This window comes from Ascidiaceihabitans donghaensis (assembly GCF_900302465.1).
Lineage (GTDB): Bacteria > Pseudomonadota > Alphaproteobacteria > Rhodobacterales > Rhodobacteraceae > Ascidiaceihabitans > Ascidiaceihabitans donghaensis.
On the sequence record NZ_OMOR01000001.1, the window covers coordinates 2,272,730 to 2,287,220 of the forward strand.

Annotated in this window: 16 protein-coding genes; 9 read left to right on the forward strand and 7 right to left on the reverse strand. The window is 56.7% G+C overall.

The genetic code is table 11. The features are described from left to right. The first annotated feature begins 14 nt into the window (after nt 1-14). Both ASD8599_RS11325 and ASD8599_RS11330 read left to right on the forward strand, forming a co-directional pair. The gene (locus tag ASD8599_RS11325) at nt 15-644 is read left to right on the forward strand and encodes a MarC family protein (protein WP_108828633.1); all 630 of its coding nucleotides are present in this window, start codon (nt 15-17) and stop codon (nt 642-644) included. Nucleotides 645-692: 48 nt separating this feature from the next. Then, entirely contained in the window at nt 693-1,274 is a 582-nt protein-coding gene (locus ASD8599_RS11330; RefSeq protein ID WP_108828634.1) for a retropepsin-like aspartic protease family protein, read from the forward strand. Between the two features lie 5 nt (nt 1,275-1,279). Here ASD8599_RS11330 and ASD8599_RS11335 read toward each other — a convergent pair whose 3' ends face one another. Beyond that, nucleotides 1,280-1,738, reverse strand: a complete 459-nt coding sequence (locus tag ASD8599_RS11335; RefSeq protein WP_108828635.1) for a DNA polymerase III subunit chi — start codon at nt 1,736-1,738, stop codon at nt 1,280-1,282. Next, a complete protein-coding gene (locus tag ASD8599_RS11340) occupies nt 1,738-3,210 on the reverse strand; it encodes a leucyl aminopeptidase (RefSeq protein WP_108828636.1) in 1,473 nt (490 codons plus the stop codon). The genes ASD8599_RS11335 and ASD8599_RS11340 overlap by 1 nt, the downstream gene beginning before the upstream one ends. A gap of 148 nt (nt 3,211-3,358) precedes the next feature. Here ASD8599_RS11340 and lptF point away from each other — a divergent pair, with 148 nt between their 5' ends. From lptF to rsmA, 6 genes are read left to right on the forward strand one after another with little or no spacing between them, the layout of a single operon-like run. Then, the gene (gene lptF / locus ASD8599_RS11345; protein WP_108828637.1) at nt 3,359-4,483 is read left to right on the forward strand and encodes an LPS export ABC transporter permease LptF; all 1,125 of its coding nucleotides are present in this window, start codon (nt 3,359-3,361) and stop codon (nt 4,481-4,483) included. After that, complete coding sequence (gene lptG, locus ASD8599_RS11350; RefSeq protein ID WP_108828638.1) at nt 4,480-5,577, forward strand: LPS export ABC transporter permease LptG; 1,098 nt, start codon at nt 4,480-4,482, stop codon at nt 5,575-5,577. The genes lptF and lptG overlap by 4 nt, the downstream gene beginning before the upstream one ends. Beyond that, nucleotides 5,574-7,727, forward strand: coding sequence for an LPS-assembly protein LptD (locus ASD8599_RS11355; RefSeq protein ID WP_108828639.1), 2,154 nt, complete (start codon nt 5,574-5,576; stop codon nt 7,725-7,727). Before lptG ends, ASD8599_RS11355 begins: the two co-directional genes overlap by 4 nt. Nucleotides 7,728-7,738: 11 nt before the next feature. Continuing rightward, on the forward strand, nt 7,739-8,944 hold the full coding sequence (locus ASD8599_RS11360; protein WP_108828640.1) for a peptidylprolyl isomerase: 1,206 nt from the start codon (nt 7,739-7,741) through the stop codon (nt 8,942-8,944). Next, nucleotides 8,941-9,906: a 4-hydroxythreonine-4-phosphate dehydrogenase PdxA gene (pdxA, locus tag ASD8599_RS11365; RefSeq protein ID WP_108828641.1), complete on the forward strand. Its 966-nt coding sequence runs from the start codon at nt 8,941-8,943 to the stop codon at nt 9,904-9,906. The genes ASD8599_RS11360 and pdxA overlap by 4 nt, the downstream gene beginning before the upstream one ends. Beyond that, nucleotides 9,903-10,745, forward strand: coding sequence for a 16S rRNA (adenine(1518)-N(6)/adenine(1519)-N(6))-dimethyltransferase RsmA (gene rsmA, locus ASD8599_RS11370; protein WP_108828642.1), 843 nt, complete (start codon nt 9,903-9,905; stop codon nt 10,743-10,745). Before pdxA ends, rsmA begins: the two co-directional genes overlap by 4 nt. Nucleotide 10,746: 1 nt before the next feature. Here rsmA and ASD8599_RS11375 read toward each other — a convergent pair whose 3' ends face one another. From ASD8599_RS11375 to prfA, 4 genes are all read right to left on the reverse strand, one after another. Beyond that, nucleotides 10,747-10,926, reverse strand: a complete 180-nt coding sequence (locus ASD8599_RS11375; protein ID WP_108830144.1) for a hypothetical protein — start codon at nt 10,924-10,926, stop codon at nt 10,747-10,749. Nucleotides 10,927-11,046: 120 nt separating this feature from the next. Further along, nucleotides 11,047-11,643 (reverse strand): DUF4167 domain-containing protein, encoded by a 597-nt coding sequence (locus ASD8599_RS11380; RefSeq protein WP_108828643.1) that lies wholly within the window; start codon nt 11,641-11,643, stop codon nt 11,047-11,049. Nucleotides 11,644-11,872: 229 nt separating this feature from the next. Further along, a complete protein-coding gene (prmC, locus tag ASD8599_RS11385) occupies nt 11,873-12,706 on the reverse strand; it encodes a peptide chain release factor N(5)-glutamine methyltransferase (RefSeq protein ID WP_108828644.1) in 834 nt (277 codons plus the stop codon). Next, nucleotides 12,703-13,758: a peptide chain release factor 1 gene (gene prfA, locus ASD8599_RS11390; RefSeq protein WP_108828645.1), complete on the reverse strand. Its 1,056-nt coding sequence runs from the start codon at nt 13,756-13,758 to the stop codon at nt 12,703-12,705. Before prfA ends, prmC begins: the two co-directional genes overlap by 4 nt. Nucleotides 13,759-13,821: 63 nt before the next feature. On the opposite strand from prfA, the gene ASD8599_RS11395 reads away from it, so the two are divergent. Then, the gene (locus ASD8599_RS11395; RefSeq protein ID WP_108828646.1) at nt 13,822-14,133 is read left to right on the forward strand and encodes a hypothetical protein; all 312 of its coding nucleotides are present in this window, start codon (nt 13,822-13,824) and stop codon (nt 14,131-14,133) included. Here the strand turns inward: ASD8599_RS11395 and ASD8599_RS11400 are convergent. Continuing rightward, nucleotides 14,077-14,472 (reverse strand): DUF1499 domain-containing protein, encoded by a 396-nt coding sequence (locus ASD8599_RS11400; protein WP_245926014.1) that lies wholly within the window; start codon nt 14,470-14,472, stop codon nt 14,077-14,079. The genes ASD8599_RS11395 and ASD8599_RS11400 overlap by 57 nt on opposite strands. Nucleotides 14,473-14,491: the final 19 nt, after the last annotated feature.

Sequence of the window (14,491 nt, forward strand, 5' to 3'; positions counted from 1 at the left end):
CGGATACAACGCCAATGATTGACACCACATTTCTGATTACCGCGTTCGTGACGATGTTCGTGATCATCGACCCTATCGGCCTCGCGCCGTTGTTTTTGGCGCTGACACAAGGGCAGGATGTTAAAAAACGCCGTTCGATCGCGGTGCGGGCCTGTGTGATCGCGATGGTCATACTCATCCTTTTTGCGCTTCTTGGCGAATCGCTGCTTGGGTTTATTGGCATCTCCATGCCCGCTTTTCAGGTATCGGGCGGGGTGTTGTTGTTTCTTACTGCCCTCGACATGCTGTTTGAGAGACGCACAAAGCGTCGCGAAGATCAGGCAGACGAAGATGACAACGAAGACCCTTCGGTCTTTCCTTTGGCCATTCCCCTGATTGCGGGACCAGGCGCCATCGCATCCGTAATTTTGCTGACAAACCAGCGTCCCGGATTGGAAGGTCTGGGCATGGTGCTTGGCGTAACAGCGGCCGTGTTGCTGATCGCTTTCGGGTTGTTTTTGGCCAGCGGGTTGATCGAAAAGGTACTGGGCAAGACGGGTATTACCGTTTTGACACGGCTTTTGGGCATGCTTTTGGCCGCCCTTTCCGTGCAAATTATGTTGGATGGGCTGGCCGCGTTCGGGTTTGGTCCCGGCGCAGGCTGACATTTTAAAAAGAACCACTATGTTCTACCCGAAGCCGTCGGAGGGTTCATGGAAAACGTCGATCAAGCCAGTGCAATCTATCTGATCCTCTTGGGGCTTTTGTTGGCCGTAGGATTCTGGACACAAGCACGCAGCAACTGGAACCGGACGTTGCAACAGGCCGCCATTTGGGTGCTCATATTTTTAGGGGCTATTGCCGCCGCTGGACTTTGGGGTGACATTTCCAAAGGGCTAAACCCGCAACAGGCCAGTTTTGATGAAAATGGCAAAGTCGACGTCCCACGCAGCCCGGATGGGCATTATTATCTGACACTGAGTTTGAACGGCGCGCCCGTAGATTTCATCGTAGACACGGGCGCCACCGACATGGTTTTGTCCCGCAAAGATGCAAAACGCGCCGGTTTGAACCTGGAAAACCTGATATTTTCCGGCCGCGCCATTACAGCGAACGGTGAAGTGAAAACAGCCACAGTGCGCTTGGACGAGGTCGCTTTGGGCCCCCATATCGACACAAATGTCCGTGCCATTGTGAACGAAGGCGACATGGCGGGATCGTTGTTGGGCATGGGATACCTGCAACGCTGGGGCAGGATCGAAATAACAGCAAATGGGTTAAGTTTGACGCGCTAAGCGCCTCACATCTCTGCCTTTTTCTCCCAAGACCCGCTTGCCTCCGACCAATATTGCGCCGACGCCCCTGCCGCTTTCAGGGTCTTCCATTGCCCCCGCGCCCGGTCCAAAGCACGGTCATCATTGCCATCGAACAACACGCAAACGCGGTCCAGCGTTGCGATTTCATCGGCGGTCACGTCTGCACCATCGATGCTCATGACACAGTGCGGTGAATTAGCGGATTGGGCTTGCGTGGTCAGCAAGATGGGTTGGTCCGCATCATGTGAACCGCCTGCGATCCCATGGGGCAGAAAACTGTCGTCTGCCCCCATCCACAGCTTTTCGTCCAGCCACATCATGCGTCCCGGATCAACACCACGCACGGCCACGCGCCACCCCGCCTGCCCGGCTTTTCCCAGCAACATGGTCAGCGTCTCATCCATTGAACGGCGCGTTAGATGATAGAAATAGGCGGCCCCCATCAGCCGTCCTCGTAGACGTCCGACACCAAGCGGTTCAATGCCATAACACCCCACCCTGTGGCCCCTGTGGGTGCCAGTGCTGTTTCGGATTTCACCGATGCAACACCTGCGATATCCAAGTGGATCCACGGTGTGTCATCTTTCACAAACCGCTGCAAAAACTGCGCCGCAGTGATGGATCCTGCAGGACGCCCGCCGATATTTTTCATGTCAGCGATGCGGCTTTTCAACATGTCGTCATATGCGTCACCCAAAGGCATGCGCCACGCGCCTTCGCCTTCGGCCTCAGCCGCTTTCAAAAATGCATTGCAGAACGTGTCATTGTTAGAAAACACCCCGGCGTTTTCATGCCCCAATCCGATGATGATCGCACCTGTCAGTGTTGCCAGATCAATCATTGCCTTGGGGGCAAAACGGTCCTGCGCGTACCACATCACATCACACAACACCAAACGACCTTCGGCATCTGTGTTGATGACCTCGACAGTATCGCCTTTCATGGATGTGATCACATCCCCGGGGCGGGTTGCATTGCCAGACGGCATGTTTTCCACCAAACCGACAAGCCCTACAACATTGGCTTTCGCACCGCGCAACGCCAATGCACGCATCGTGCCCGCCACAACGCCTGCGCCCCCCATGTCCATGGTCATGTCTTCCATGCCGCCTGCAGGTTTCAGGCTGATGCCGCCAGTGTCAAACACCACGCCTTTGCCGATCAGCGCCAGTGGTGCGTCGCCCTCAGTGCCACCGTTCCATTCCATCACGACGACTTTGGACGGGCTATCCGAACCTTGACCAACCGACAAAAGCGTTCGCATTCCAAGGCTTGCCAGCGCTTCCTCATCCAAAACCTCTACCTTCAATCCCAAGTCGCGCATGTCTTCCAAGCGGTTGGCAAATTCTGTGGTTGTCAGAATGTTCGCAGGTTCGTTTGTCAAATCGCGCGTCATGAATGCGCCTTCCGCGATGGCCAACAAAGGCGAAGCGGCTTGCGTTGCGGCGTCGGGTTTGGAGCACATAATCACCACAGACCCGGAAATGTCATCGCTGCCGGTCTTGTGATCCACAAAGGTGTAATCCCGCATCGCCAGTCCAAGTGCTACGTTTTCGACACCGCGCAAAGGCCCGGCGGCCACCAACACTTCAGCCGTGCCGCGCAGCTTGGCCAAAGTGGCCCCTGTTTTACGCGACTGCACAACCGTCGACCGACGCGCCACACGAACAATATCAAGCGCAATGGCTGCCATGCCAACAGGCATATTCAGCGTAAATGCCTGTCCGGGCTTGGTTTTTGCGAAAGCATCGCCTTCTACAGCGCGTGCGACTGCACCTTTGGTCAAGGTGTTGCAACGCCGCGCATTGCTGTCCAAACGGCCCTCTTCATCCACAAAGATTGCCACACGGCCTGTGTGATCTTTCAGCTTTGCGATGTCCGTCATCTCGAAACGGATGGCTGTTGGTTTTCTCATTGGGGGACCCTTTCATGGAGGCGGCATGCGATGTTTCGCCAAGACCTAGCGCGACCGCTATGAAAAAACCAGATAACAGTTTTCCCCGCGCCCCGCTTGCCCTATTGTGGCTGCAAACGAAAAACACGACAGACCTTGGGGGAAATGAGTGGCCAAACTCGACAGATATGTCCTGTCGCAGCTTCTGCTGTTGTTTGGATTCTTTTCACTGGTTCTGGTGGCCGTGCTTTGGATCAACCGCGCCGTGGTTTTGTTTGACCGGTTGATCAGCGATGGCCAGACCGCTTTGGTCTTTTTGGAATTCACCGCACTGAGCCTGCCCAAGTTGATTACGACAGTGTTGCCCTTGGCGACTTTTGCCGCCTCCGTTTACGTCACCAACCGCATGAACAATGAAAGCGAACTGACGGTGATGCACGCCACAGGCAGCAGCCCATGGCGCTTGGCCCGTCCTGTTTTTATCTTCGGTTTGATTTCGGCCGCCATGATGTCGCTGCTCAGCCATGTCTTGGTGCCTTCGGCGCAGGCTTTGGTCAGTGAACGCGAAGCCGAGATATCCCAAAACGTCACCGCCCGCCTTTTGACAGAAGGCACCTTTCTGAACCCCACCAAAGGTGTCACCTTTTACACCCGCGAAATCGATGACGAAGGCGTGTTGCGGGATGTGTTTTTGTCCGACAGGCGTGCGCCTGTAGAAACGGTCACCTACACAGCCTCAGAGGCGTATCTGGTGCGCAACGGGGATGGCAGCACATTGATTATGGTGGATGGGCTGGCGCAGCGGCTCAACACCCAGACCCAGACTTTGTCCACGGCAAAGTTTGCGGACTTTTCTTTTGATATCAGCGCCATCGTCAAATCCGACGACGGCAAATCGACCTCGATCAGGCATCTTAATTCCTTGGCTTTGATGCAGGACTGGGATGTGATTGCCGATCAAACCGGCGCCAAACGCGGCAGCATTGCCGAAGAATTTCACAGCCGCTTTGCGCAGCCGTTGTTTTGTGTCGCTGCTGCGTTGATCGGGTTTTCGACACTTTTGATCGGCGGCTTTTCACGCTTTGGCGTGTGGCGCGAAGTTGTGATTGCATTTGGCTTGTTGATCTTCATAGACGGGGCGCGATCGGCTTTGGTTGATACCGTCGTTCAGGACGCATCCAAATGGTTCGTGATGTATGTGCCTGCACTGATCGGAGCGGCTTTGGTTGCGGGAATGTTGTTCACCGCCGCCCACCCCAGATGGTGGCGCCGTCGCAAAGAGGTGGCGCTATGATTTTACATTTCTACTTTGCCCGCCGTTTTGCCATGAGTTTTTTGATCATTACGGGCGTCTTTTTGACGTTGGTTGTTTTGGTCGATCTGATTGAGCAAACCCGCCGCTTTTCGGATATGGGGGTCACATTGGGGCAACGTCTGACACTGTCTTTGTTGAACGCCCCCGAGACCATCAACCAGATTTTGCCATTGATCATGATCCTGGCAACTGTGGTTTTGTTTATCAGCCTTGCGCGGTCTTCCGAATTGGTGGTGGCACGTGCCGCCGGGCGCTCAGCCATGCGCACCCTTATGTCACCTGTCGTGGTGGCTTTGATCATCGGATGTATGGGGGTGGGTATGCTGACCCCTATCGTGGCCGCCACAACAAAGCGTTACAGCGCATTGGTGGACGGCTACCGCAGTGGTGGCGCATCGACCCTGTCCATCAGCGCGGAAGGCCTGTGGTTGCGCCAAGGCAGCGAAAGCGGCCAAACGGTTATTCGCGCAAGCCAGTCCAACGCAGATGCGTCCGTGCTGTATGACGTGACCTTCATGGAATACGGCGAAAACGGCAGCCCTTTGCGGCGCATCGAGGCCAAAAGCGCCGCTTTGCAGTTGGGGGCATGGTCTTTACGCAGCGCCAAGGAATGGCCATTGCAAGCCGGCATCAACCCTGAGGGCAACGCCACAACACACGAGTTGCTAGAGGTGCCATCGTCCTTGACCCTGGACCGCATCCGCGAAAGCCTTGGCACACCGGCCAGTGTAGCCATCTGGGACATGCCCGAGTTCATCGCGCAATTGGAACAAGCCGGTTTTTCCGCGCGCCGCCACAAGGTCTGGATGCAGGCCGAACTGGCACGGCCCGCGTTCTTGATGGCGATGGTTCTTGTTGCCGCGGCCTTCACCATGCGCCATACCCGTTTTGGGGGGACGGGCATTGCTGTGCTGTCCGCAGTTCTAATGGGGTTTGGGCTGTATTTTATGCGTAGTTTTGCGCAGATTTTAGGGGAAAACGGGCAGATTCCCACCGTTTTGGCAGCATGGGCGCCACCTGCTGCCGCGATTCTATTGGCTGTTGGCCTCTTGTTGCATGCGGAGGATGGATGATCCGTAATCTGGCAGTTGCATGTATTTTGGCTTGCGCCCCTTTGGCGGTTCTTGCACAAGATACCCCACCGCCGCCTGCGGCTTTGGTCGCGGACAGTGTAGAAGTCACCCGTGACCGCGTCTTAATCGCAACAGGCAACGTCGAGATATTCCAAGGCGACACCCGCCTTCGTGCGCAAGGCGTGACATATGACGCCCGCAATGGCTCGCTGGTTTTGACAGGGCCGATTTTACTGCAAGACGGGCCCGACATCGTGGTTGTGGCGGATCAGGCAGAGCTGAGCAAAGACCTGCAAGACGGGCTTTTGATCGGTGCGCGCGTTGTGATGAACGAACAGTTGCAGTTGGCCGCTGTGGAAATGAACCGCGTCGGCGGGCGCTACACCCAGCTTTACAAAACTGCCGTGACATCGTGCCATGTCTGCGACAGCGGCAAAGCCCCCTTGTGGCAAATCCGTGCAAAGCGCGTTGTACATGACCAGCAAGAACAACAGCTGTACTTTGATCGCGCCCAGTTTCGCATTCGCAATGTGCCGGTGTTTTACTTGCCGCGCCTACGCCTGCCCGACCCGACTTTGGAACGCGCCAGCGGGTTTCTGATCCCGTCGCTGCGCACAACGTCGCAATTGGGAACAGGCATAATCGTTCCGTATTTTATCAAGCTTGGCGATCATCGGGACCTGACACTTAGCCCCTATTGGTCCGCACGCACAGACACGTTGAATTTCCGCTATCGTCAGGCGTTCAAAACGGGCCGCATTTCCTTCGAAGGTGCCTATACCCGGGATGATCTGCGCCCCGGCGAAGATCGCGGTTATTTGTTCGGGGAAGGCCGTTTTGATCTGGAACGCGGCTATGTTCTAAGCTTTGCTTTGGAAACCACATCGGATGACGCCTATCTGATCGACTATGGCATCACCGACGCGGACCGCTTGACGAGCGAGCTGGCTTTGACGCGGGCCAGACGTGACAAATACATACGGGCAGCCGTGATCAACTTCCGGACCTTGCGCGAAGGCGAAGTGAACAAGACCTTGCCGACGAACGTCATCGAAGCGACGTATGAACAACGCTTTTTCCCCAACCAGCTTGGCGGCGAATTTCGTATTGCGGCCAACGCCCATGGTCATTTCCGCCAATCCGGTGATCCCAACGATACAAATGGCGATGGCATTGCAGACGGGCGGGATGTGCTGCGTCTGAACCTCGAAGCGGACTGGCACCGTCAATGGACCTTCCGCAACGGGCTGCAGGCGGATTTTGGCATCGGGTTTGCCGCAGATCTGTTCCACGTCAAACAGGATGCGTTTTTCACCGATCCGGACTCTGACATCGTGCCCCGTACATCGCTGACCTTGCGCTATCCGATGGTGCGTCAGGGCCCTAATGGTCGCCAACTGCTGGAACCTGTGCTGCAAATTGGTGCGACGGGTGGATCAAACCTGAACATTCCCAACGAGGAAAGCACCCGCGTCGAATTCGACGAAGGCAACCTGTTGTCCCTGTCACGTTTCCCGCGCCCTGACCGGCGCGAACGCAGCGCCACCGCTGCAATCGGGATCAACTGGAGCCACTTTGGCAACGAAGGCTGGGACAGTCATCTGACCTTCGGCCAAGTCATTCGCCGCCGTGCCAACACCGATTTTTCTGACACATCCGGCCTTGCCGGAACACATTCCGATTTCTTGCTGGCTGGACAACTCAAATCCGAAGGCGGGTTTTCTGTGACGGGCCGCGCCCTGTTCAACGAAAAGTTCGACGTCTCCAAAGCCGAATTGCGCGGTGATTGGGCCGGACAACGCAGCAGCTTTGGCACCTCTTATGTGTGGCTGACCGCGGATGCCGCAGAGGACCGTCCCACAGCCGTATCGGAACTGACGTTTGATGGCACCTACAAGCTGAGCAATGTGTGGACCGCCAATGCGAACTGGCGATACGATTTGGTGGATGACCGCGCGGCCAGCGCCGGTTTGGGCATCCAATACGTCAATGAATGTGTTACAGTCGATTTCTCTGTGAAGCGGCGCTATACATCCTCAACAAGTGTTGAGCCTTCGACCAATCTGGGCTTTACAATATCCTTGCGCGGTTTTTCAGCCTCCAATGGAACTGAAAGATACGCCAACTCATGCGAAACAAAAACAAGATGAGCAGTAAACCGATGAAACGATCCGTCCTTGCCTTGGCGCTCACTGCGGCCCTCGTGTTGCCTGCCACAGCCCAAAACCTGTTTAAACCCGTCGTGCAAGTCAACGACAGCATTGTCACGGAATTCGAAGTCAACCAGCGCATCCGCTTTTTGCAAATCATTGGCGCCCCCGGTGGCACGCGTGATGCTGCCATTGAAGCGCTGATCGAAGACCGCTTGCGGATCGAGGCAACCCGCGACGCAGGTCTTGTGTTGACGGAAGAAGGCGTCACCGCGTCGATGGCAGAATTCGCCACACGCGGCAACATTGAGCTGCCCGAATTTGTGCGCCTGTTGGGGCAAGCCGGTGTATCGCAGGAAACGTTCCGTGATTTCGTCACAGTCAACATTGCGTGGCGCGACCTGATCCGGGCGCGATATGGCAACCGTGTTCAAATTTCATCTGCGGAAATTGACCGCGCATTGGCCGCGTCCAGTGACCAAGGCAGCATTCGCATTCTGCTGTCTGAAATTATCATTCCCGCCCCACCCCCGAAGGCCGCCCAAGTGCAGGCTTTGGCGGAACGGATTGCCCAAGCCAAAAGCATCGCTGAATTTTCAAGCTTTGCCCGACAGCATTCTGCCACGGCCACACGGACACGCGGCGGACGGCTGGATTGGGTGCCGCTTAGCAATATGCCGCCTCAGTTGCGCGGCGTGATTTTGGGGCTTAGCGTGGGTGAAATCACGCAGCCACTGCCCATTCCCGGTGCCGTGGCCCTGTTCCAACTGCGCGACATTGAAGAAACGGACGCGCCTGCCCCCGAATTCGCAGCCGTAGAGTATGCCGCATACTACATGGCAGGTGGCCGGTCTCAGGCGACCTTGTCCGCAGCCGAAGCCCTGAAAGCCAAAATCGATGTTTGTGATGATCTTTATGGCGTCGCCAAAGGCCAACCCGAATCCGCGTTGGATCGCGGCAGCTTGGCCCCTGCGGACATCCCCCAAGACATCGCCATCGAACTGGCAAAACTGGACCCCGGCGAAGTCTCGACCAACCTAACACGGTCCAACGGCGAAACACTGGTCTTTTTGATGCTGTGCGGCCGCACTGCTGCACTGAACGAAGAAACCGATCGTGAAACAGTTGCAGCCGGCCTGCGTCAACAACAGTTGACGGGCCTGTCTGACAGTCTTTTGGAACAGTTGCGTGCGGACGCTCGTATCGAATACAAGTGACACTGCCGATCGTTATAAGCTGCGGTGAGCCTGCGGGTATTGGCCCCGAGGTCGCCGCAAAAGCTTATCAGGTTTTGCGCTCTACGGTGCCCATGGCCTATGTGGGGGACCCCAGACATCTGCCAGCAGACACACCTGTTGTGGGCATTGACCATCCGTCAGAAGCAGCAAATGCCATGGCGCAAGGGCTTCCTGTTCTGACCTATGGTTTTGCCGGACATTCAACGCCCGGGCACCCCGATCCGAAAGACGCGCAAGGTGTCATCGATGTTATCGCGGCTTGTGTGGATTGGGTCACCCAAGGCCATGCCAGCGCAATCTGTACTGCCCCCATTCACAAAAAAGCGCTGCAAGACGGGGCCCAGTTTGCCTACCCCGGACATACTGAATACCTAGAGGCTTTGGCAGGCAACGGGGCACATGCCGTTATGATGCTTGCCAGTGATGCGCTGCGCGTGGTGCCCACAACAATCCACATCCCGCTGGCTGATGTGCCTGCGGCGCTGACGCCTGCAGTGTTGCGTGACACCATCGCCATCACGCACCGCGACCTGCAACGTCAATTCCAGATCAATGCCCCCCGCCTTGCCATCGCGGGTTTGAACCCCCACGCAGGCGAAGGCGGTAAAATGGGCCGACAAGAGGTCGATTGGATAGCCGACCTTGTGCGTGACATGGTGGCAGAGGGCTATGACCTGACCGGCCCCCTGCCCGCGGACACGATGTTCCACGCCGCAGCCCGCGCCAAATATGACGCCGCGATTTGCATGTACCACGATCAAGCACTTATTCCGATAAAAACGCTGGCTTTTGACAAGGGCGTCAACGTCACGCTTGGACTTCCCTTCATTCGTACTTCGCCGGATCATGGCACAGCCTTTGATATTGCAGGCAAAGGCATCGCCGATGAAACCAGCATGGTAGAGGCCCTGAAACTGGCCCAAAAGATGAGCAAAACATGAGCCAGATCGACACCCTTCCCCCGTTGCGGGATGTGATTGCCACCCATGAGCTAAGTGCGCGCAAATCCTTGGGGCAGAATTTTCTGCTGGATCTGAACCTGACGGCAAAGATTGCACGACAAGCCGGTGATCTGACGGGCTGTGATGTGCTTGAAATCGGCCCCGGTCCGGGCGGGTTAACACGTGGTTTGCTCAGCGAAGGGGCGCGGCGGGTACTGGCGATTGAAAAAGATCCGCGTTGCTTGCCTGCACTGAACGAAATCGCCCAAGCCTACCCCGACCGTTTGCAGGTCATTGAAGGTGATGCATTGGACATTGACCCGCTTGTGCATCTGAGCCCACCCATTCGGGTGGCAGCAAACCTGCCCTATAATGTGGGAACCGAACTTTTGGTGAGGTGGTTGACGCCCAAAGACTGGCCGCCTTTCTGGGACAGCTTGACGTTGATGTTTCAACGCGAAGTGGCACAGCGGATCGTGGCGCAGCCGGGGTCAAAGGCCTATGGGCGTTTGGCCATTCTGGCACAATGGCGTGCAGAGGCAGAAATCGTGCTGTCGTTGCCGCCCGGGGCCTTCACGCCACCGCCAAAAGTTTCCAGTGCTGTGGTGCATTTGAAGGCGTTGGCTGAACCGCGCTTTCCTGCCAAGGCAGCAACGCTGTCGCGCATTGTCGCTGCCGGGTTCGGGCAACGTCGAAAGATGCTGCGTGCGTCATTAAAAAGTGTCGCACCCGATATAGAAGACCGTATGCGTGAAGCGGGTATCAAACCCACAGACCGTGCGGAGCAAATCCCGCTGGAAGGGTTTTGCGCTTTGGCCCGTGCCGTGGATGCAGCTTAAATCAGCCCTTTTTGTCGCGGGCCGCTTTTTCTTCTTTTGTCAGCTTGTTGTTCCAAACATTGTTGCTTAGGCCCAGTTCAGGCTTCAACGGTTTGGTTTTGCCAACGCTGACCTTGCCGCCTTTGTTCAGAAATTCCTGAATAAGTGCGTCGTCTGTGGTTTCTTTTGGGACATGTTTCATAGCCAAAAGCCTACGTGTGGCAAACCGCACTGACAACAGCGTTTCGTGCACAAACTGTCCAACACGCAAAAAAAGCCCCGCGACTGGCAGGGCTTTTGTCTTCGTCGTGTTTTTACGCGATCACTCTGCAGCTTCGGGCGCGTCCGGAGTGCTTGGGGCCTCTGGCGCGGGGGCCGCGTCAGCTGCGGGTGCCGGTTTTGGTTTCGGTTTGCGACGTGGGCGCGGTTTTGGCTTGGGTTGGCTTTCTGGTGTTTCGACCAACCCGCTGTCACCCTCTGCTGCCTGTTCCGGCTGTGGTTTGGGTGCTGGCTGTTCCGTCACCTCAGGCTGTGGCGCTTCCCCGGGATCGTTTGATGCGGCTTCCTGGCGTTCCACACGTTCTTGACGTTCGCGATCACGCTCGGCCTGACGTTCACGGTTCTGGCGTTCTTGCTCTTCGCGCTTGGCGTCCATTTCACGCTGCGCTTCAGACAGCATGCGTGTGTAGTGTTCGGCGTGTTGCTGGAAGTTTTCCAATGCGACGCGATCACCGCTAAGTTGCGCATCGCGGGCCAGTTGATTGTATTTGTCGATGATCTGTTGCGGCGTGCCGCGCACTTTGCCCTCGGGACCGGAGCTGTCGAACACGCGATTGACGACGTTGCCACCGCTGTTGTTGTTGTTGCCACCGCGGTTGCGATTGTTCTTGGACCTAGAGCGTGATCTGGACGATTTCATAAATTCACTTCAGCCTTCGTGATTAAGCTTGGACGATGTCGGATGCGCCTTGCATCTTGTTTGCGATATCGAATTGTTGGGCTATGAGCCGCGCGGGACTACCTAACGTAGGCATCCACCACTGCAACGCCTTTGAATAAACACGGTGGCCCCGTCGCGGCAAGCCTAAATCCCACTATAGCCCCGATAAATCACATGATTCAGTGGATAAATGCTGAATTTGCTACGATCAGCCGGCAAAATCCGCACAAACCACCCTGTCGCGCCCATCCAGATCCGGTAAAACCCGAACATTGCGCCAGCCCGCGGCCTCGAACAGCGCGCACACACCCGGCCCCTGCTTGTGTCCGATTTCCGTAAGAACACGCCCCCCGGGGTCAAGATGGTCTTGCGCCAACGCCGCTAACACGCGGTATCCCGTCAGCCCGTCTGCTTCATCCGTCAGTGCCATACGCGGTTCATGGTCGCGCAATTCCGGTGCCACACCTTCCATTTCTTCGACTGCAAGATAGGGCGGATTGGACACGATCAAATCAAAGCGCCCTGTCACAGACCCGAACCAGTCGGACTGAAAAATATCGGCGCGGTCCGCCACCCCGTTGGACACAGCGTTTGCACTGGCTTGCAAACAGGCTGCTTCGGACAGGTCGGTCCCCACCCCTACGGCCGTAGGGCGTTCCGCCAACAGGGTAATCAGGATGCATCCCGAACCGGTCCCGATGTCCAAAACCGACCCAAACGGCTGCGCCAATGCCGCTTCGATCAGCGTCTCGGTTTCGGGCCTTGGGTCCAGAACATCAGAGCTTACGTTAAAACGGCGGCCATAAAATTCACGCGCTCCGATCAGATGTGATACTGGCACACGCACAGCCCGGAGCGAAATCAACTGGTCATAGCGTTCGGCAATATCAGGGGCCAAATCTTCGGGTGCAATCAAGGTGATACGCGCCGCATCCACCGAAGCCGCATGGGCCAGCAACACCCGTGCATCGCGCGCAGGATCCGGCACACCAGACGCCCGTAGTTTCGCCGTCGCGGCCACCAAAGCCTGCGCTGCAGTCATGTGCCCATCTCGGCAAGTTTACGGGCCTGATCGTCTGCAGTCAGCGCATCGACAATTTCGTCCAGATCCCCCGTCATGACCGCATCCAATTTGTATAGCGTCAGATTGATACGGTGATCTGTCATGCGCCCTTGGGGGAAATTGTAGGTGCGAATACGCTCTGACCGGTCGCCCGACCCGACTTGGCTGGCGCGGTCCGCTGACCGCGCGTCATCAATGCGGCTGCGTTCCATGTCATACAGCCGCGCACGTAAAACTTGCATCGCGATCTCGCGGTTGCGGTGTTGGCTTTTCTCGGAACTGGTGACCATCAGCCCGGTGGGCAAATGCGTGATGCGCACGGCAGAATCGGTGGTGTTGACGTGTTGCCCACCAGAACCTGACGCCCGCATTGTGTCGATCCGCAGATCGTTTGCGTCGATCTGGATGTCTACGTCTTCAGCTTCGGGCAAAACTGCGACCGTTGCCGCAGATGTATGCACACGCCCCTGACTTTCGGTGGAGGGCACACGCTGCACACGGTGCACGCCGCTTTCGTATTTCATCCGCGCAAAGACATTTTCGCCTTTGATATGCACCACAACTTCCTTGACGCCGCCCAGTTCAGTCAGCTGTTCTTCGATGATGTCGTATTTCCAGCCCCGCGCTTCGGCGTAACGCAGATACATGCGCAACAAATCACCCGCAAACAACGCCGCTTCGTCGCCGCCAGTGCCAGGGCGGATTTCCAGCATCGCAGGCTTCGCGTCTGCAGCATCTTTGGGCAACAGTGCCAGTTGCAACGCAGCTTCAGCGTCCGGCAAGGCGTCGCGCAATTGCGGAAGCTCTTCGCGCGCCAACTCCGCCATATCGGGGTCGTCCAGCATCGCCTCTGCGTCATCAATTCCTGTCAGGATTTGGCGGTATGCGATGATCTGGTCCACGACAGGCTTCAAATCGGAATATTCTTTGGCCAAAGCCGCAATATCCGCGCCATCTGCCCCTGCCGCCATTGAGGCTTCAAGGAATTGAAAACGCTGATTGATCTGTTCTAGTCGGTCTGCAGGGATCATGACCTGTCTGTGCGGGATTGAAGGGGTTTGGTCAAGAGGCGGAACTGTGATAAGCTTCACCACATGAGATATGGCGTTTTATTCCTGAGCCTATTGGCTTTTCCTGTAGCCGCTGACGTCACCAGTCCCAGCGGCAAAACGGTCGAGTGTTATTGCACCGATACATCAGGTGCCCGCATTGAATTGGGGCAAAGCATTTGCCTGCATGTTGACGGGCGCATGTTCACAGCCCAGTGCCAGATGTCGCTGAACGTGCCAATGTGGCGCGAAGTGCAAAACGGGTGTTTGTCCAGCATGGGGCCAGACGTGCGGCCCGGCCTAGGGCAAAGCCGCCAGCAGTTGCCGCAATCGCGCATCATTGACGCCAAGATCTGAACGCCCGAACCGCAAACGGGCGTGCAATTTCAACGTCCCGTTTGCCTGTTGAACCGTTGTGTAGTCAGGAAACCCCATCAATTTGGACCGTGTGATGTAGGTGATGTGCCCGTCCTCAACCGATCCGGCCAAACGTGACGTGCGCGGCAAAGCCTGTGCAGCCTTATCGACAAGAGCCAGCGCATCTGGACCTGCCTGCGTCACCCGAATAGCACCCGCCGCGAAGCGTTTGTCGCTGTCGGCTTCAATCGCAGTGTGCCAACGCGCCGGATCAGACGGCGCCAACCGGATGTAAGCCAGCCCCGCCACAACCAGCAGCAATATTCCCCAAATCGCCATACCCACACCTTTTTTCATG